The sequence below is a fragment of the Schleiferilactobacillus harbinensis DSM 16991 genome, assembly GCF_000425885.1.
GTDB lineage: Bacteria > Bacillota > Bacilli > Lactobacillales > Lactobacillaceae > Schleiferilactobacillus > Schleiferilactobacillus harbinensis.
The window spans coordinates 43,843-61,329 of the sequence record NZ_AUEH01000016.1 but is presented as its reverse complement, the minus strand read 5'-3'; the positions used below and the strand labels follow the sequence as shown (position 1 = coordinate 61,329).

Genomic DNA, 17,487 nt, shown 5'->3' with positions numbered 1-17,487 from the left:
TGGGTGCTGCGCGATGCTCCCTAGTTATGAACCTACAACACATCCTCGCAACTATGAGCGGTCATGTCCGGCTTCAATGAGCTGCTTGGCGAAACGCGAGTCGCCAACATCGGAACCAGACCCCGCAGCTTGTGGTTTGCACTTGTTCGATTCATCTGGGCGGCAGTCTCAACAATGTAGTTTAGCTACAGGAGGAAAAAGCCTATACCAGTTGGACCCAAATCCAATGAACTACTAGAGAGTATCACGCAACATCCAAACAAGAAAACTATCCACGAACTTGTCTGTAAATTAACTATACGAGGAGGAAATATCGTGATGGAAAAGAAAAAAATTGGCCGCCATGTGCTGGCCGGTTTGCCTGGACTAACAGTGGACGACCACACCCGGCAGCTCATTCAAGAGTGGCATATTGCTGGCGTGGTACTGTTTGCCCGAAATTTCAAGGACGCCGCGCAATTCCAAGCGTTGACCACTGAATTGCAGCTCATTGCGCAAGCGGCTGGCTATACCCAACCATTGCTCATTGCGCTGGACCAAGAAAATGGTGTGATTCGTCGTATCAACCGGGATGCCAGCCTGTTTCCCGGTGCGATGACCATTGCGGCCACCGGTGAACCGGCCAATGCTTATCGGATGTATCGCGCATCCGCGTTAGAATTACGGGCCCTGGGGGTCAACTGGAATCTGGCCCCGGATGCGGATGTGAATACCAACCCGGCCAATCCGGTGATCGGGGTCCGCTCTTTCGGCGCCGACCCCCACCGAGTCGCCGCCTATGTCCAACAAGCGGTCCGGGGCATCCAATCGGCGGGGGTGCTGGCGACTTTGAAACATTTCCCAGGGCATGGGGATACAAGTGTCGATTCCCATCTTGGCTTGCCCGTCGTCGATAAGTCCTTGGCTGAATTGCTGGCCACGGAGCTGGTGCCGTTCCGAGCGGCCAGCAAGAAGTCGGCCAGCATCATGCTGGCCCATATTCTGCTGCCCCAATTAGGGAATGACCGATTACCGGCCAGCCTGTCGCCAATCGTGATTCAAGATGTGCTGCGGCGGCAGCTCGGATATCGCGGCGTAATCGTCACTGATGATTTAGAAATGCAGGGCGTCCAATCCGTCATGGCCCCCCCCGCAGCCGCTTACCAGGCCTTGCACGCCGGGGCAGACCTGGTCATGATCAGTCATACAGCGGCCTTGCAGACGGCGACGCTGGAGTATCTGGCTGCGCACCAAGCCGAGCTGTCCTTGGACGCCAGTGCAGACCGCATCGCAACTATGATCCAAACTATTGGTGAGCCGCCAGCCATTTCCTTGACCACATTGCGCCAGCGGCACGGGGAGGCCATCCATGACGTGTACCGTCAGGCGGTCACCGTTGGGCAGGAAGCAGCACCAGCAGTAGTGTCAACGCTCCGCACCGCTCAGCATATCGTCCTGGTCACCAACCAAATTACTGAATCAAAAGTGGTCGATTTCACCCAGCGGCCGAATCTGCGCGGCACATTCCGGGCAGTTTTCCCCAAAGTTGACGAGTATCAGCTGGTACCAGGGGACACAGAGAAAATTTTAGCCGCCGCCAATGCCGCCGATGCCGTTTTTCTCCTCACCCAAAACATTCAAAATAGCAATAACGATATGGTCCGCTGGGCAAAACAACTGCCGGCCGCTGCCTGCCGAAAAACGATTGGCATCAGCGTACGCAATCCTTACGACCAAGTGCATATGCCCCGGTTAGCCGGATATTACGCGCTCTACGAACCCGCTCCGATTGAAATCGCGGTCCTGCTCAGCCACTGGTTCACCGGCCAACCCTTGTCGGGTCAATTACCCGTGACCCTCGCGCCGTGATAAACTGAAGACATGCTTAATCACTGAACGTAGAAGGGAACATCGTCTTTGCAGTATTTAACAGCCGGGGAATCCCACGGACCAATGCTCACCGGTATTCTTACCGGCATGCCGGCCAATGTCGCGCTGAATATTTCTGCCATCAATCAGCAATTAGCCCTACGCCAAAACGGCTACGGCCGGGGCGGACGGATGAAAATTGAACAGGATACCGTCACAATCACCGCCGGGATGCGTGCTGGGAGAACCACCGGCAGCCCCTTAGCACTGCTCATCAAAAACCGGGACTATGCCCATTGGCAAAAAATCATGGGCGCAACTGCTGACAATCCCGATCAGTTGCGGGTCGTGACCCGACCGCGGCCGGGGCATGCCGATTTAGTAGGCGGTCTGAAGTATGATCAACAGGATCTGCGCAATATCTTAGAACGTGCCAGTGCCCGCAGCACAGCGATGATCGTGGCGTTGGGCAGTATTGCCGGACAATTGCTGGCTCAGCTGGGAATTCACGCGATCGGTTACGTCACTGGATTAGGCGGCCAGACTCTCGCAGATACGGAATGGCCAACAAACATGGCAACACTGCGCGCGGTTGTGGAGAGCAACGATATGCGGCTGCCGGATACCAGCCAAGTGGCGGCGTTCCATGGGGCTGTGGACGCGGCTAAAGCAGCCCACCATACGATTGGCGGGCAGATCACGGTCCAAGTGGCCGGATTGATCCCCGGTATTGGATCAATGCAGAATTGGCGGGAACGGCTGGATGGCCGCTTGGCCGGAGCGATCGTCAGCATCCCCGCCATCAAGGCGGTGAGTTTCGGCGACGGCCCAGCCTTAGGCGAGATGGCCGGCAATGCCGCCCAGGATGATATCACCTGGACCCCGCAAGGCGGCTACACGCGGGCATCCAATCATCTCGGCGGCTTTGAAGGCGGTATGACCAACGGCCAGCCGCTGCTGATTCACGCCACGATGAAGCCGATTCCCACCCAGCCGCGGGGCTTGCCGACAGTGGATATTGCGACCCATGAAACCGCCCAAGCCGTTAATGAACGGGCGGATGTAACGGCCGTGCCGGCGGCGAGTTTGGTCGCCCAGGCGTTGGTTCAGCTGACGTTAGCCCAAGAAATCACCGCGCAATTCAGCAGTGCCACATTGGCCGATTTGCGCTCTAGTTATCAGCAGTTTGCCCAGCGTATGCAGGATCGGAGGAATGACTAATGGATCATACAATACAAGGATCACTGCGGCTGCCGGGGGATAAAAGTATTGCCCACCGGGCGCTGATGATCGGCGCCATCGCCCAGGGCGATACGACCATTGACCACCTGCCGGATGGCGGCGATGTGGAAACGACCATTGATGTACTGGCGGCACTGGGGGTAACCAGTGAACGCAGCGGCCAGCACATTACTGTCCACGGGTTAGGGGGCTTTCACTGGCAGACTCCAGCCAATGCCCTAGCGATGAACAATTCGGGGACAACGACCCGGCTGATGCTCGGGTTGTTGGCCTGCCCGCCAGCGCCGCTGCTGCTCACGGGGGACGCTTCCTTGAGCCAGCGGCCCATGGCCCGGATCACCGACCCGTTGCGCTTGATGGGGGCCCAAATGGCCACCACTGAGGGACATTTGCCTATTCGCATTCATCCCGTGCGGACCTTGCACGGAGCCGATATCCAATTAACAGTTGCCAGTGCCCAGGTAAAATCCGGTATCCTATTCGCCGGTCTTCAGGCCACCGGCGATACCACCGTTACGGGCCCGGTGCATACCCGGGATCACACGGAACGGCTGCTGCAAAAGGCAGGCGCCGACATTTCACGGACAGGCCTCACGGTACACATCAAACCGTTGCAGGCCCCCTTGCAGCCATTGCAGATTGATCTGGCCAGTGATTTCTCCACGGCGGCGTTCTGGATCGTCTTGGCGACACTGCTGTCAGATAGTCAACTGCAATTGCCCGGGCTCTCCCTGAATCCCACTCGAACGACGCTGCTCGATATTTTGGCGCGCATGAATGGCGACTTTCAAGTGGTTGATTTTCCCCAAGCCGCTGCGGCTGAACCAATGGGGACATTGCAGGTCAACAGTGCCAAGCTGACCAGCACCACCGTTGATGCGGCAGAAAGTGCCCGGGCCATTGATGAATTGCCTTTATTGGCCCTGGCCGCGACCCAAGCAGCGGGCCGCACGGTGATCCATCATATTGACGAATTGGCCGTGAAAGAATCAGACCGGCGGGCGGCCACCGAAAGCATTTTGCGCTCATGCGGCGCGACCATTGACCGTCAGGGGGACAGTTGGGTCGTCCCGGGTCCGGTGGTCCTGCACGCACCCGACCAATGGCCGGATTTGCCGGCGGATCACCGGATGGCGATGCTGCAAATTGCCGCTGCTCTGGTGGCAGGCGCACCGGTGCCAACCACCGTGCCGCCTGTTGTCGCCGTCTCCTATCCTGAATTGACCTATGACCTGACGAAGCTGGTGACCTCGAGATGATGCAGCAGCTGGTTCTGATCGGCTTCATGGGCGCGGGAAAAACAACGCTCAGTCAAGCGCTGGGGGCGGCCACCGGATGGCCGGTGTATGACACCGATGACTTGGTTGTGACCGCCGCCCACCGCTCAATCAATACGATTTTTGCCCAAGAAGGGGAGACTGGTTTCCGCCAACGGGAACATGCTGCCCTGGAAACCGCTTTGACCCATACCCCGGGCATCATTGCCACCGGCGGCGGAATCATTACCCAAGCCGCTAATCGGGCCTTGCTGGCCGCATTAGACATTCCCGTCGTGTTGCTCACCGTGACCCCGGCAGAAATTAATCGCCGCCTAGCCGGCACGACCGACCGGCCGCTATTCAAAAAAGATTGGCCGGACCTATTGCAGGACCGTCAGCCATGGTATGAAACCAGTGCCAACCGCATTCTGCCGACAACCGGTCGACAAGTTGCCGATTTGGTCAATGAGCTTCAACACTTGTTAGTTGAGGAGGGCGCGGCGAATGACTGAGCAGCCCCAATTTCGAATCACCCCCGTAGACGGCCATAATCTGTGGCCGGTCCTCAAATTGAAAGTCGCCCCGGAACAAACTCAGTTTATTGAGACCAACGCGCAATCCTTAGCGGAAGCTGGATTTGATAAACGCTTCGATTGGCACCCCTATGCATTGATGGTGGCTGACACCGTCGTCGGCTTCGCCATGATTGGCGCGCTCAATACTGAGGAGCGATACATTTGGCTGGATCGGCTCATGCTTGATGCACAGTATCAGCATCACGGGTGGGGCGGAACGTTTTTAGAACTGTTGAAGGCCTTTATTATGACCAACTGGCCTGTCGATACAATTGTTTTGAGTTACGAACGTGAGAATACGGAGGCCGAACGATTCTATTTTCAGCATGGCTTCCGCGATCTGCACCGAGTGGACGATAATAACGGGGAGAAAATGGCGGTTTTTGGCAAATAAATAGAGCTTCCAATTGGGAGGCTCTATTTCTCTCTTAAATGGCAACCATGGTCGGCTGATGCTGAGTATACGTCGCGATCTGGTCCACATGGTGGTCCTGCAGCAATGCCACCGCCTCCGCAAAATGGTTGCGGTAGCTTTCTTTTTCATGGGCATCGCTGCCGATTGTGAATAACCGGCCCCCGGCGGCCTGATACCAGGGAATGACCAGATCATAGAGAGCCGCATTGTGCCATTTGAACATTGATTTGGTGTTCACTTCAAAGGCCAGACCGTTTTGCAGGATCAGCGCAAAGATCTGATCCAGCACTGGCTTCGCCCAGGCTGTCAGTTGCGCCGGCGTTACATCCACGATCCGCAGCCCATAGTCAAAGTGGGCGAATACATCGGCGTCGTGGAAATCCTGCAGCCCGGCCAGCATCCGCTGGTAATACGTGAGTACGTGGGCGTGTAAAGGAATCGTTTGAAAATACGCGTCCTGAAAATCATGCTGGCCGTCATGGTGAAAACTCAGCAAGGTCAGATCGAAGGGGTGGGCAGCCAAATACGCCCGCAACTGATTGACGGCGGGCGCGTAATATCCCGCCTCGATGCCGAGTAACAAGCGGTTGGGGAATTTCCGGCTTAGTTTCTGCTGCGTTGCCCGCATGGCCGCATAGTCCGGGATATCATCCCGGCCGTCGTCGTCCGGATTGGCGAATTCTAAGTGTTCCGTCGTAATGACCGGCCCCGCAGTTTGCGCCAAATAGTCCCTCAACTGGGCCTCAGAATCAAAAGAATACTGGGTATGCATGTGCTGATCGTAAAGCGGCATGGGAAAAACTCCTTTGCATTAATCGTCTCTTTCGCTACTATAGCACAGCGGAAGACCGTTTGGTGGCGGTTTCGTCACAAAATCGTCGCACTTTTGTAACCCAACGCCAGCCCCCATGCGTTGACAATCCTGCGAGCAGGGCCTAGTATAAATGGCGGTAAGTTGTTAACTAAGGATCTTAGGAAAGGCAGGTGGGTTAAATGTCTGAGTCACACAAATCATCAGCGAGTGGCGATGACCCTGCAAGTAGGCAGGGCTCAAAGAGCCAGTCTAGATACGCATTAGCCCACCTTATGTTCAACTGAGGAGTTGTTTGTTTGACTGAACAAAAAGTTGAACGTGCCGTTCGCTGTCTGGTAGATCAAAAACCTTTTGACTTAGCAGACGGTGTGTTCCTAGGAGACTTGGAAGGTCCTCTCAGGGCGTTGATTCGTCGGGACTTCCCAAAGGCGACAAACCAAGACTTTATTTGTAGTGAGCATTTGGTCCATTATCGGTTACTGAAAATGGATCAGATGATTGCGAAGGACTATGATCAAAACCACAAGCTGAATAAGAAGTTGACCCGGGTTATGCAACGGGATACTTACAATGTGGTGGATGTCCGTGAGCAATTGGAAAACTCGCTTACATTTGGTCAGCGTGTTGCGGATGCTGTTGCGCACTTCGGGGGCAGTTGGCCGTTTATCATCACCTTCGTGTCCATCATGGTCGTGTGGATTCTTGTGAACGGATTGCATCTGTTCGGTGTCCATTTTGATTCGTTTCCGTTCATCCTGCTCAACCTGTTCTTGAGTATGGTGGCCGCGATTCAAGCACCATTGATCATGATGAGCCAGAATCGGTCCGGTGAATATGACCGCATGGAATCACGCAACGATTACCATGTGAATCTGAAGTCAGAAGAAGAAATTCGGATGCTTCACTCCAAGATCGATCACATTATTCAAGAAGATACACCCAATCAAATGCAAATTGCGAAAATTCAAATGCAGATGCTGGGTTCCATCGAGTCCCAAGTCGCTGAACTGCGCCGGTTGCAAACCGAGCTGGAAGCGACTGCGCGGGCGGATATGCCGGTGGATCCAGAATCTGGAAACCAAGGACATAAGTAAGCTAATGCGGGCATTCAGTGTCATGCACTATTGATCGAGGACTTGACCGAGCAGGTTGAGGCCTCGTTTTTTGTGAGAGGGCGCAGGCCGACGGTTAGCGGCTAGAGCATAAGGACCAGGATGCAGAAAACCCGCACTTAGGTTTTATGCATCCTGGTCCTTATGCCCTAGCCGCTGTCGGCCGGAACCCGTTTAGGGGAGGCTGCCAATTCGCACACTAATCAGTGCAAGATCATTTTTGTGCACAAAAATACCAGGCCAATCACTCAGCCTGGTCCTATTTTTTTACAAATTCGGATCAACTTGAAACCGCAGCGGCGATACCTTGGTCGCCTCAGTAATCAGCTCGGCAATCAATTGATCCGTTGCCTCCCGGGCAATCTGGGCAGCTTCATTGCTTGCTGTCGTCACCAGAGCCCGGACGTCGGCAGCTTCTGCAAGCTGTTGATCCGTCGCGGCAATCAGCCCAAGGTGCTTGGCCAGCAGTGCGTCCTGCAAGTCGCCAAGAGCTTTCTTATGGCGGCCAAAATCGCGGTCGGCGAGGATGCCCAGCAGCTTGTAGCGCCAGTACGCTGAATCAGCACTGTAGGGCAGGGCGCCCTTTTGATAGTCGGCCGGTGTGTCGGTAATGCCAGCATAGAAGGGGACATAGATACTTTCAGCAGCGACACCCATCGCCAACCAATGAATTCCGGCAATGCTGTTGTCTACGTTGGGCCGCAACTGCAGCAGATGCGACTCTTGGGTGTTGGCCAGGCTGATGGGCCGGTACTTGTGGGCATCCGAACTCTTTGTGGCCGGGTCATAAGGCGTCTGCTCGTAGTGGTTGGCCAGGACGCGCATCGCATCGTCGATTTGGATTGGCCGATCCGGTCGGCGCAGGAAAGGCAAATTGGTTTGACCGAATTGGGCGCCAGCACTTGGTGTCAGCAATTGCTGGCCGGCAACGACCCGGGGCCAGTTATAAACGGCATCAGCCGCATTATTGGTGCCGAAAATGTCCCGGAAGATGAAGGGGGTGTTTTCACGCCACAAGTGATGGTCAGCGGCAAATTGAGCGATGCCATCAGACACAATGAAGTTATCCGTATCGGCAAAGTCAATGGCTTCAATACTGAGTTCATTAGCGACCACCGCATACGCATCGTCGGGAATGCGCTGGGCGACCCAATGATGACCAGAGCCGGTTTCCAAATACCAAGCTTCCTGCTGATCAGCGAAGAGAATCCCGTTGCTTTCACTGGTACCGTATTGGCTGACGATTTGGCCCAGGCGCGTGACACCTTCCCGGGCGGAATGAATGTAGGGCAGAACCACGGTGATCATGGCTTCCTCACCAATACCCTTGGGGTTCAGCGGGTCATACGCCAGCACCCGGGGATTGGCATAGGCACTTTCGGTCGCACTCATGGCGACTCCGTAACCGTTGATCCCATCTTCGGCAAAGACGCCGTATTCCGCTGTCCATTCCGGCGTTGCCGTGTAGCGGACCCCGGGTTCGGTTAATTTGATGGTGAAGCCGGTATCCTTGGACGTGAAGGTGTAGGGCATGGGCGCCGCCATTTGCCGAAAATGCTTGGGCCAGGCCGGTTTGCTGTCTTCGTTGCGGCCGATGATTACGGACCCGTCGGCGCTGGCATTTTTACCCACCAGAATACTGGTGCAGGCTCGCCATAATTGATTTTCTTTTGTTGTCATTATATTCAATCACTCCTTGTGCTTGACGTATACGCGCCATTATAATTGTCCCATCCCAAAGAAAGAAGGAGAGACCATGCCCTTAGTGCATATCGACCTGCTTGCTGGCCGGTCAGAAGACCAGCTGCATCAACTGGTCAAAGACGTGACCGCCGCCATCGTGAAGAACACCGGCGCACCGGCTGAACATGTCCACATCGTCCTGAACGAAATGGCGAATAATCGTTATTCCGTCGGCGGCGTGATGAAAGACGAAGACCAGTAACTGGCACTGAAAGAAAATGCCCAGCCCGGGCAGTAATTCCTGGGTTAGGCATTTTTTTGAGCCAGCAAAGCATCCACATGCAGGTGCAGGTAGTCGGCTAAATAATTCGCCATGCCGTCTTCCTCATTGGTCAATGGGGTCACATCGTTGGCCACGGCTTTGACCGCATCGGTGCCATTCGCCATGGCGACACCCCAGCCGGCATGGCGCAGCATGTCCAGGTCATTAAACTGATCGCCAAAGGCCATGATATCTTCATGGGGAATGTGGTACCGTTCTGCTAAATAGTTGATGCCTGTGGTCTTTTCCACACCAGCATGGATAATTTCCAGTACGCTGAGATCCCGATTCTCCGGCCCGCCCCAGGTATTGACGTTCACACTGGGAAAATCGGCCATGATCTCGGCGGCCATATCAACCCCCGCCTGCGTGGGAATGACGACCATCAATGAGGTGGGTGCAGCCGGCAGGGAAGCCGCCGACAATGGCCGGCTTTCGGCCACCGAGATCGGCATACTGTCCAGCAAGGAGGGATCATCCGTATCCACCAGCATCATGTTCTTGCCTTCAGCCGCGACCAATCCGATGTGATACCGGTCGCGCATGGCGAGAATTTCTCCCACCGCCTGTTGGGGCAGGCGCCGCTCGTATTCGCCCGCCCAGTGCTGATGGGGAATATGGACCAAGGCACCATTGAAGTTGATCATCGGGGTACTGAGACCCAACGCATCGTAATATTGGACACTCACGGCGTTAGGCCGGCCGGTGGCAATGGTCACGATATGGCCGGCCGCATCCGCCGCTTGCAGCACTTGCCGCGTGCGCTCACTAATCTGGGACGCTTCGTTCAGGGTAGTTCCATCCAGGTCTAGCGCAATCAATTTTCTTGACAACATCAACCACCGCTTTCTTTTTGGTATATTTAGCTAAACATTTTACCAGTCCGTGAGACCGTTGTCACGTTATCGGCTTATGAAATTTGGTTTCAGAAATTTTCAATAATTGTTTCAAAAGGATTGAGAACGGTTGCATCCCCTGGCATAATAGAGGTATCAACCTAAGGGGGGAATGGCGGATGGCGGCGAATATGTTGCTGGCGATCCAAGAACGGCTGCCCGATTTCAGCGGGGCCGAACGTGCAGTGGGGAAGTATGTGCTGGCCCATCCAGAAAAGGTATTGCAAATGAACACCAAGGCCCTGGCCCAAGCGGCCGGGGCCAGTCCGGCCACCGTGGTCCGTTTTGCCCGGCGGATGGGGACCGCAGGATATGCTGATTTTAAAATTCAATTATCCGCCGAACAGCACACCGATCCGTTGCTGCTGCAAGAGATCACGCCCCATGAGGATCTGGCTATGATGAAGGATAAGCTGTCATTACGGATTCGCCAGACGCTCACGGATACCAACCAATCGCTGGCCAATGACCAAGTGGACGCGGCTGTCGCCCAATTGGCCGCTAGTCAAAGCATGAGTGTTTACGGAATTGGGGCATCGCTGTTGGCAGCGACAGACTTTGTGCAGAAATTTTCCCGGCTGGGCCTGGCCCCTTTTCTGGGGCGGGATATTGATGAAGTGATCGCCCATCTCGTGAACCAACCGGCGCCGGGCGTCGTTGTGCTGATTTCCAACAGTGGGGAAAATCCCAACGTGGTGACGATTGCTAAAAGTGTGCCGGCAGGGCTGACCACGATCGTCTTGACTAAAGCCCCCAAGAGTACGCTGGCGAAAATGGCAGACATCGTGCTGGTCACACAGCCCACGTCGATTACCGGACAAATGCGCACCGCCGCCACCACCAGTTTAATGGCCCAGCTCTACGCCATTGATTTAGTGTATTACCGGTATTTCCAGCGGCGCTACAAAGACCACGTCCAGCGCATTCAAACCTCGTTTGAGACGCTGCACCGGGTCCAACCTCGCCGGCATTGACTTGAATGAGAAAGGAAGACCTTAATGCTTGGTATTTCTGCGTATCCGAAAGATATTGATCCTGATTATTTAAAGCAGGCGGCGGCCGCGGGGGTCCGTGAGGTATTCACCTCGCTGCAAATCCCTGAAGACACCCCGACGGAATTCACCCAGGGACTGCGCACGTTGCAGCAGGCCGTCCATGCCCTGGACCTCAACGTCATCGTGGATATTTCCCCGGCCACGTTCAAAAAGCTGGGGCTGGCTGACAATGATTTCAATGGCATTTATGCTCAGGGTTTCCATTCCTTGCGGCTGGATTACGGCTTTGATGACCCGGCCTTGATCCGCAAATTGCAAAAGCACTTCACAGTCGTGCTCAACGCCTCCACCGTGCAAGTTGATTTTCTCAACGCCTTGCAAGTTGAGGGGGTAGATTTGCGCAAGCTGGTTGTCGCCCATAATTTCTATCCAAAACCGGACACAGGGCTGACAGCGGCATATTTTGCGGAAAAGAACAAGCTGTTCCAAGAGTGGGAAATTCCATTGCTGGCCTTCATCCCCGGCGATGGTTTGAAGCGGTATCCGGTCTATGCTGGGGTACCCACATTGGAACATCAGCGGGGCTTCAACTCTTACGCGGCATACTTAGAAATGGCCCTGCGTTATGGCGTCGAGTGGATCTATGTGGGGGACAGCCAGTTAACCGCTCAAAGCCTGGCATGGATCCAACGGTTCAGCCAAGACGGCGTGATCACCTTGCCGGTGGCGGGGACGACCCAGCTGCCCAGCGACCCGCTGAAGGTTCGGCGGGAAGTGAGTCCGGGAATGGTCCGGATCCAAACGCCGCGCCAGGCGACCCCGGTTGGCCCAGTGTTAGATCGGCCAGCGGGGACCGTCACGATTGAGAACGATCTGGCAGGCCGATACCACGGCGAAATTGATATTGCCAAAACAGACCTGCCGTTTTCACCCACCAGCAATTATTTGGGGACGATCCCGGCACCTTTCTTACCGTTACTGCCGCTGCTTGACGGGCAGCACCCGGTGCAATTTACCGCTTTGTGATTGGTCGTACACAATACTAGGCAAATCCGGCCGAAGCGGCTATACTGACAATAGTTAAGAACGGAGGGATGCACGATGGCAGAAGAGAAACCGAACAAGGAAACGGAAGCATTAGACGACCGAATCCTCACTGCACTGGAGGACGTCATCGATCCGGAATTGGGGATCGATATCGTCAATCTGGGATTGATCTACCACGTGGACGTGGACGACGACAACAACTGCGAAATTCAGATGACCCTGACGACCATGGGCTGTCCGTTGTCGGACATGCTCTACGACGCAATCGTGGACACGGTGGAGAAGAAGGTGCCGGAAGTGAAGGACGTGGACGTGCAATTAGTTTGGTATCCGCAATGGACTCCGGAACTCATGAGCCGTTACGCCCGAATCGCTTTGGGGATTAGTCAGTAATTCTTGAATACCAAAGGCATCGCAAAAATGCGGTGCCTTTTTTGTAGAGAGCGTAGGCCGACGGTCAGAAGCTCGTTTAGGTTGGCCGTCAATCGGAGCACGCGTTAGTGTTGGCCATTTAAATATTATTCATTATTTTATGTATATTACTCCGTTTATAAATTGTTAAACCGCAACATCTGCGTTAAAGTGCATATATTAACATTTAACGCGGAGGTTAGTTATGATGAGTTTGAAGAAATGGGTTGTCCTGAGTGCGGCGGGGAGTGCGCTGCTCTTGGCTGGGTGCCAGAATGCCAAAGCCGATAACACCAATGCCGCCGGGGCAACGTGGTCCCGGATGGAAAAGGACAATATCACGAGTATGGATCCATCCAAGGCAGTGGATGGGATTTCGGCCCAGGCGATTACGGATACGATGGAGGGATTGTATCGCTACGGCGGGACGGATCTGCAACCGGGCCTGGCCAAAAGTATTGTCAAGCCGACGCATCAGGGCACCGTTTATACCTTCAAACTGCGTTCCGCAAAGTGGAGCAACGGTGATCCAGTGACCGCCCAGGACTTCGTTTACGGCTGGCGGCGAACGATCGATCCGAAAACGAAGTCTCAATACACTTATTTGTACACGGGAATCAAGAACGCGGATGCCATTATGGCCGGCAAGAAAAAGCCGGCGACGCTGGGTGTGAAGGCCCTGGATCAGCACACTTTTCAAGTGACATTGGACCATCCGATTCCGTATTTCAATACCATGCTGGCCAGTTTCTTCTTCTATCCAGAAAACGCGAAAGTAATCGCCAAATATGGCAAACAGTATGGGACAAAAGCCAGCACTCTGGTCAGCAACGGCCCCTACATTCTGAAGAACTGGAACGGCTCCAGTACCAGCTGGCAGGAAGTTAAGAATCCAACTTACTGGAACGCTAAAAAAGTGCACATCAAACAGATCAATGTAACGGCGATCAAGGATGCATCCACGGCGATGAATCTCTTCCAATCCGGCAAACTGGATGACGCCATTATTTCCGGCGATCAAGCCGCCCAGGCAAAGGCAATGCCGGATTACAAAGGGCTGAAACAGACCGCGACCACGTATCTCCAACTGAACGAAAAGACCGAACCGGCCTTCAAGAACACCAAGATCCGCCAAGCCATTTCCCATGCCCTGGACCGAGACGAATTTATTAAGAAAGTCCTGCAAAACGGTTCAGTTGCCGCCACCGGCTTTACACCAATCGGTTTGGCCAAGGACCCGACTACCGGCAAGGACTTCAATCAAGAAGCTGCGGCCACCACAAAACAGTACTCGACCCACGATACAGCGTTGGCGAAGAAATTGTGGACTGACGGGTTAGCCGAAACCGGCAAAAAGAGTATTACCACCACATTACTGGTGGGAGACGGCACCAGTGACAAAAAGACGGCCGAGTATATCCAAAATGCGCTGGAAACAGCGCTGCCCGGGATGCATGTCAACGTCAGCGCAGTGCCCGCCAAGACCAAGCAGGACCGGGAATTTTCCGGCGATTTCGGTATGGATCTAAGCGGCTGGATCGCAGATTTCCCGGATCCCATCACTTTTTTGGATTGTATGACCAGCGACAACACGTATAACCAGGGGAAATGGAGCAATGCGCAATACGACAAACTGATCAAAGAAAGCAAGACCACGTATGCAACCCAACCGGCGAAGCGGTGGCAGGTCTTGCTCCAAGCGCAGAAGCTGTTGACTCAGGAACAGGGGATGATTCCGTTGTATCAGACGGTGGAGGCCCATCTGGTGAACAAGAAGATTTCTGGGATGACCTATGGACCGACGAATTACTATAATTTTGTCGGGGCGAAGATCAAATAGTCCTCGAGTCATTTCACATCGAAAGAATTCGTTTTCATGATACACTCTTTGTGAGAAGCAGCCTTTGCGTGGAGTTGAGTAAGCAGTATGCGGGGGTGGCAACATGAAAATGAAAAAATTGCTGCTGACAGTGGCGGCGGTAGTGTTCTCTGGATTAGTCGCAACCGCCTGCCAACCGGGCAATCCAGACACATCTTCGGCCAATATCAGTGCCACCGTTTTTAGCGGGGTGCTGACCACAATCGCCGGCCAGAATGGCCATGGCACTGCCGGCATTGACGAGCAGCGTCTGTATCGCAACATTGCTGAATTATCGGCGAAGAAGCAAGGCTTAGCAAAAACCGTGTTGACCGACGTGATCAACCACAGCGGGTCAGTCATTCGCGGCGGATTAAAAATCGCAAACTATCGGCCAACTAAATCACTCACCAAGGCGCAACGCGACGCCTTATCCAGAGTAAACCGAGAAATCAAAAGTATCCGGATAATCGAAAGTTTGACGACAAAGGCGGGCAAGCGGGTTAAAAACGGCGCCCTGCACAATGGCGACAAATATGTCGTGACGGTCAAGAATACCTATTCGCAGGGAGCGTTTAAAGAAGCGGCGCAACATGTTGTCGTGAGTCGTTTAACCCGTTAGACTGGCGCTATTAAAAAAACTGGAACTGAAGCCATTCGACTTCCGTTCCAGTTTTTTTATTGATCTAATCCCTCTCAGTACAGGTTACGTTTACTGGTGTGCCGCCACGAAGGCCGCCATCCGCTTCACGGCTTCTTTGATCAAGTCGAGGCTGGTGGCGTAAGAAATCCGCACATAACCTTCACCGCCGGGACCAAAAGTAGCCCCAGGAATCACCGCCACTTTGGCCTCATGCGCCAGCGCCCGGGCAAAGTCCCAGCTGCTGGTGCCGAACTGCTTGGGCAGTTTCGCGAAGACATAGAATGCGCCGTCCGGTTTGGCGACGGAGAAGCCCATTTTCTCCAACGCCGGCACGAGGTAATCCCGCCGTTCAATATAGGCTTGGCGCATCGGTTCCGCGTCGTCTTGGCCATTCTTGAAGGCCTCCTCTGCGGCCACTTGCGCGTTGGTGGTCGCCGACGTGATCATGAACTGGTGGACCTTACCGATTTGGGCCATGATGTCCGCGGGACCGGCAATCAAACCAATCCGCCAGCCGGTCATCGCGTGGGACTTGGAAACCCCGTTGAGGACAATGGTTTGCTCAGGCAGGATCTCGCCCATGGACACGTGCTGGCCGGAATAAGTCAGTTCAGAATAGATTTCGTCGCTGATCACAAAGATATCTTTGCCCCGCACGACGTCAGCAATTTTCTCCAAGTCTTCGCGACTGTATGTCACGCCAGTGGGATTAGTCGGGAAGTTGAGCACGATGGCCTTGACGCTGTCCGCATGGGCGTCAATGGCGGCGGCTAACTTTTCTGGATGCAGAATAAAGCCGTCTTCGGCGGTATTGACGAAAACCGGTTCGCCGCCGTTGAGCATCGTGATGGGGATGTACAGCGGGAAAATCGGAGTCGGGATGATCACGCTGTCCCCAGGATTCAAGATCGACGTTAACGTCGCAAACACGCCCTCGGTGACGCCAGCAGTAATTTGCAGCTGGGTCGCCGGGTCGTAGCGGGTGTGATATTTATTGTAGAGAAAATCACTCGCTGCTTGGCGCAAACCGGGCAGGCCGGCAGAGGCGGTGTAGTGGCTGTCATTTTGTTGAATGGCGCCAATGGCTGCCAATTTGACGTGGTCTGGGGTATTGAAGTCCGGTTCGCCCAGAGTCAATTTAATGATATCGGGAATTTGGCTGATATCGTGGTTGAAAGCCAAAATATCACTGGGCTTCAGTGCGCCCAGCTCTTTTTTCATATGGTCGATTAATGCCATGCGGGTCACTCCATTCTTGTTACTCCCCATTTTGGCCTACGAACCGTGACGGGTCAAGGACAACAGGTGCTTTACTGGGCCTTCGTGTTTATAGTCTGCAATATTGTCTTGCACTTAATACTGTGTGTCGTATAATATAGTCAAGTCAACAGTAAGAAAAAGGAGGACTCGCCGATGGGGATGCAGATCAGTGCGGAATTACTGGACGGTATCGTTCTCGCCGTGGTACAGCAGGCCGATACTTACGGCTATGCCTTGACCCAGCAGATTCAAGAGACGATTGATATCTCGCCGTCCACGCTTTATCCCGTCCTGCGCCGTTTGAAGGCCCAAGGAGCGCTGAGCACCTATGATAAGCCGTTTGGCGGTCGGAACCGGCGGTATTACCAGCTAACCCCTTTGGGTGCCCAAATCCTGCGGGATACAGAAAAAAATTGGCGGACACATAAAGCGCAAATTGATTATTTCTTAACTAAATTGGAGCCAAAGGAGGGTGCCCAATGACCATTGCAGACTATTTCGCCGAATTGACCCGGCTGCTGGCCCCATTGACAGCGGATGAGCGGACGGAAGCCATCGAGTATTTTCAAGATTATGTCGCGGATGCACAGTTTTCCGATGGTGCAGCTGTGACAGCTGAACTGGGCAGTCCCCGGCAGCTGGCGCTCAAGATTTTAGCCGACTATTCCATTAAAAGCAGTGCCGCCACGTCAGCGGATGGTGAAAAAGTATCTCCTCGGGCTAACGCCCGGCAAATTTGGACGATCGTCCTCGCCATTCTTTCGGCACCGATGTCGATTCCCGTCGCGATCATGATTTTTGCCCTGATGATCGCGCTGCTGCTCATCGTCAGCGCCCTGTCCGCCGCTTTGCTCATCGTCCTGGCCGGACTCTGCCTGACTGGTCTGTTTGTCAGCGGGTTTGCCCTGTGGAGCGGTATTTGGTTAGTGTTCAGCGATCCGATGATCGGTATTTCTTATCTCGGTTTGGGGCTGGCCGCCGGCGGGGCCGGAGTCATCTTGATCCCGGTATTGAAATGGGCGGCCCAAGGCCTGGCCAGCGTCTGGGCGGCGTTCTTCCGCTGGCTGTATCGTAAGGTGCGCAGACAACGTCAGGAGGCGATTTAGT

18 protein-coding genes are annotated in these 17,487 nt (G+C 54.3%); 14 read left to right on the top strand and 4 right to left on the bottom strand.

The window, feature by feature from the left end:
• Positions 1-318 precede the first annotated feature (318 nt).
• From nagZ to H627_RS0106545, 5 genes are read left to right on the top strand one after another with little or no spacing between them, the layout of a single operon-like run.
• Positions 319-1,848 carry a beta-N-acetylhexosaminidase gene (gene nagZ, locus H627_RS19190; protein ID WP_051225239.1) on the top strand — a complete coding sequence of 510 codons (1,530 nt, stop codon included), beginning with the start codon at positions 319-321 and terminating at the stop codon, positions 1,846-1,848.
• 48 nt (positions 1,849-1,896) lie between these two features.
• The gene (gene aroC / locus H627_RS0106560; RefSeq protein WP_027828300.1) at positions 1,897-3,069 is read left to right on the top strand and encodes a chorismate synthase; all 1,173 of its coding nucleotides are present in this window, start codon (positions 1,897-1,899) and stop codon (positions 3,067-3,069) included.
• Positions 3,069-4,349, top strand: coding sequence for a 3-phosphoshikimate 1-carboxyvinyltransferase (locus tag H627_RS0106555; protein WP_027828299.1), 1,281 nt, complete (start codon positions 3,069-3,071; stop codon positions 4,347-4,349). The genes aroC and H627_RS0106555 overlap by 1 nt, the downstream gene beginning before the upstream one ends.
• On the top strand, positions 4,346-4,861 hold the full coding sequence (locus H627_RS0106550) for a shikimate kinase (protein WP_027828298.1): 516 nt from the start codon (positions 4,346-4,348) through the stop codon (positions 4,859-4,861). Before H627_RS0106555 ends, H627_RS0106550 begins: the two co-directional genes overlap by 4 nt.
• Complete coding sequence (locus H627_RS0106545) at positions 4,854-5,318, top strand: GNAT family N-acetyltransferase (RefSeq protein WP_051225238.1); 465 nt, start codon at positions 4,854-4,856, stop codon at positions 5,316-5,318. The genes H627_RS0106550 and H627_RS0106545 overlap by 8 nt, the downstream gene beginning before the upstream one ends.
• 34 nt (positions 5,319-5,352) lie before the next feature.
• On the opposite strand, the gene H627_RS0106540 is transcribed toward H627_RS0106545, so the two are convergent.
• Positions 5,353-6,132: a PHP domain-containing protein gene (locus H627_RS0106540; protein WP_027828296.1), complete on the bottom strand. Its 780-nt coding sequence runs from the start codon at positions 6,130-6,132 to the stop codon at positions 5,353-5,355.
• 317 nt (positions 6,133-6,449) lie between these two features.
• Here H627_RS0106540 and H627_RS17305 point away from each other — a divergent pair, with 317 nt between their 5' ends.
• Entirely contained in the window at positions 6,450-7,247 is a 798-nt protein-coding gene (locus H627_RS17305; protein WP_051225237.1) for a DUF1003 domain-containing protein, read from the top strand.
• Positions 7,248-7,532: 285 nt separating this feature from the next.
• Here H627_RS17305 and H627_RS0106530 read toward each other — a convergent pair whose 3' ends face one another.
• On the bottom strand, positions 7,533-8,945 hold the full coding sequence (locus H627_RS0106530) for a C69 family dipeptidase (RefSeq protein WP_027828295.1): 1,413 nt from the start codon (positions 8,943-8,945) through the stop codon (positions 7,533-7,535).
• 22 nt (positions 8,946-8,967) lie between these two features.
• Between H627_RS0106530 and thmT the strand changes: the two genes are divergently transcribed.
• Complete coding sequence (gene thmT / locus H627_RS0106525) at positions 8,968-9,210, top strand: 2-hydroxymuconate tautomerase (protein ID WP_146995198.1); 243 nt, start codon at positions 8,968-8,970, stop codon at positions 9,208-9,210.
• A 44-nt stretch (positions 9,211-9,254) separates the two neighbouring features.
• Here thmT and H627_RS17300 read toward each other — a convergent pair whose 3' ends face one another.
• A complete protein-coding gene (locus tag H627_RS17300) occupies positions 9,255-10,106 on the bottom strand; it encodes a Cof-type HAD-IIB family hydrolase (RefSeq protein ID WP_051225236.1) in 852 nt (283 codons plus the stop codon).
• A gap of 179 nt (positions 10,107-10,285) precedes the next feature.
• Here H627_RS17300 and H627_RS0106515 point away from each other — a divergent pair, with 179 nt between their 5' ends.
• The 5 genes from H627_RS0106515 to H627_RS0106495 all read left to right on the top strand — a co-directional run bounded on the left by H627_RS0106515 (position 10,286) and on the right by H627_RS0106495 (position 15,099).
• Positions 10,286-11,140 carry a MurR/RpiR family transcriptional regulator gene (locus tag H627_RS0106515; RefSeq protein WP_035440112.1) on the top strand — a complete coding sequence of 285 codons (855 nt, stop codon included), beginning with the start codon at positions 10,286-10,288 and terminating at the stop codon, positions 11,138-11,140.
• A gap of 24 nt (positions 11,141-11,164) precedes the next feature.
• Positions 11,165-12,187, top strand: coding sequence for a MupG family TIM beta-alpha barrel fold protein (locus H627_RS0106510; RefSeq protein WP_027828292.1), 1,023 nt, complete (start codon positions 11,165-11,167; stop codon positions 12,185-12,187).
• Between the two features lie 75 nt (positions 12,188-12,262).
• Positions 12,263-12,601 carry a metal-sulfur cluster assembly factor gene (locus H627_RS0106505; RefSeq protein WP_027828291.1) on the top strand — a complete coding sequence of 113 codons (339 nt, stop codon included), beginning with the start codon at positions 12,263-12,265 and terminating at the stop codon, positions 12,599-12,601.
• Between the two features lie 226 nt (positions 12,602-12,827).
• On the top strand, positions 12,828-14,459 hold the full coding sequence (locus H627_RS0106500) for a peptide ABC transporter substrate-binding protein (protein WP_027828290.1): 1,632 nt from the start codon (positions 12,828-12,830) through the stop codon (positions 14,457-14,459).
• 103 nt (positions 14,460-14,562) lie between these two features.
• The gene (locus H627_RS0106495; RefSeq protein ID WP_027828289.1) at positions 14,563-15,099 is read left to right on the top strand and encodes a hypothetical protein; all 537 of its coding nucleotides are present in this window, start codon (positions 14,563-14,565) and stop codon (positions 15,097-15,099) included.
• A 90-nt stretch (positions 15,100-15,189) separates the two neighbouring features.
• Here the strand turns inward: H627_RS0106495 and H627_RS0106490 are convergent, their stop codons facing one another.
• Positions 15,190-16,359, bottom strand: coding sequence for an aminotransferase class I/II-fold pyridoxal phosphate-dependent enzyme (locus H627_RS0106490; RefSeq protein ID WP_027828288.1), 1,170 nt, complete (start codon positions 16,357-16,359; stop codon positions 15,190-15,192).
• Positions 16,360-16,533: 174 nt separating this feature from the next.
• On the opposite strand from H627_RS0106490, the gene H627_RS0106485 reads away from it, so the two are divergent.
• Both H627_RS0106485 and H627_RS17295 read left to right on the top strand, forming a co-directional pair.
• Positions 16,534-16,863 carry a PadR family transcriptional regulator gene (locus H627_RS0106485; protein ID WP_027828287.1) on the top strand — a complete coding sequence of 110 codons (330 nt, stop codon included), beginning with the start codon at positions 16,534-16,536 and terminating at the stop codon, positions 16,861-16,863.
• Positions 16,860-17,486 (top strand): DUF1700 domain-containing protein, encoded by a 627-nt coding sequence (locus tag H627_RS17295; protein ID WP_051225235.1) that lies wholly within the window; start codon positions 16,860-16,862, stop codon positions 17,484-17,486. The genes H627_RS0106485 and H627_RS17295 overlap by 4 nt, the downstream gene beginning before the upstream one ends.
• Position 17,487 lies beyond the last annotated feature (1 nt).

What these genes read in the sequence shown, in the direction of transcription:
- nagZ (WP_051225239.1), top strand. Translation starts at nt 319, where the DNA reads ATGGAAAAGAAAAAAATTGGCCGCCATGTGCTGGCCGGTTTGCCTGGA.
- H627_RS0106555 (WP_027828299.1), top strand. Translation starts at nt 3,069, where the DNA reads ATGGATCATACAATACAAGGATCACTGCGGCTGCCGGGGGATAAAAGT.
- H627_RS0106550 (WP_027828298.1), top strand. Translation starts at nt 4,346, where the DNA reads ATGATGCAGCAGCTGGTTCTGATCGGCTTCATGGGCGCGGGAAAAACA.
- H627_RS0106545 (WP_051225238.1), top strand. Translation starts at nt 4,854, where the DNA reads ATGACTGAGCAGCCCCAATTTCGAATCACCCCCGTAGACGGCCATAAT.
- H627_RS0106540 (WP_027828296.1), bottom strand. Translation starts at nt 6,132, where the DNA reads ATGCCGCTTTACGATCAGCACATGCATACCCAGTATTCTTTTGATTCT.
- H627_RS0106530 (WP_027828295.1), bottom strand. Translation starts at nt 8,945, where the DNA reads ATGACAACAAAAGAAAATCAATTATGGCGAGCCTGCACCAGTATTCTG.
- H627_RS17300 (WP_051225236.1), bottom strand. Translation starts at nt 10,106, where the DNA reads ATGTTGTCAAGAAAATTGATTGCGCTAGACCTGGATGGAACTACCCTG.
- H627_RS0106515 (WP_035440112.1), top strand. Translation starts at nt 10,286, where the DNA reads ATGGCGGCGAATATGTTGCTGGCGATCCAAGAACGGCTGCCCGATTTC.
- H627_RS0106510 (WP_027828292.1), top strand. Translation starts at nt 11,165, where the DNA reads ATGCTTGGTATTTCTGCGTATCCGAAAGATATTGATCCTGATTATTTA.
- H627_RS0106505 (WP_027828291.1), top strand. Translation starts at nt 12,263, where the DNA reads ATGGCAGAAGAGAAACCGAACAAGGAAACGGAAGCATTAGACGACCGA.
- H627_RS0106500 (WP_027828290.1), top strand. Translation starts at nt 12,828, where the DNA reads ATGAGTTTGAAGAAATGGGTTGTCCTGAGTGCGGCGGGGAGTGCGCTG.
- H627_RS0106495 (WP_027828289.1), top strand. Translation starts at nt 14,563, where the DNA reads ATGAAAATGAAAAAATTGCTGCTGACAGTGGCGGCGGTAGTGTTCTCT.
- H627_RS0106490 (WP_027828288.1), bottom strand. Translation starts at nt 16,359, where the DNA reads ATGGCATTAATCGACCATATGAAAAAAGAGCTGGGCGCACTGAAGCCC.
- H627_RS0106485 (WP_027828287.1), top strand. Translation starts at nt 16,534, where the DNA reads ATGGGGATGCAGATCAGTGCGGAATTACTGGACGGTATCGTTCTCGCC.
- H627_RS17295 (WP_051225235.1), top strand. Translation starts at nt 16,860, where the DNA reads ATGACCATTGCAGACTATTTCGCCGAATTGACCCGGCTGCTGGCCCCA.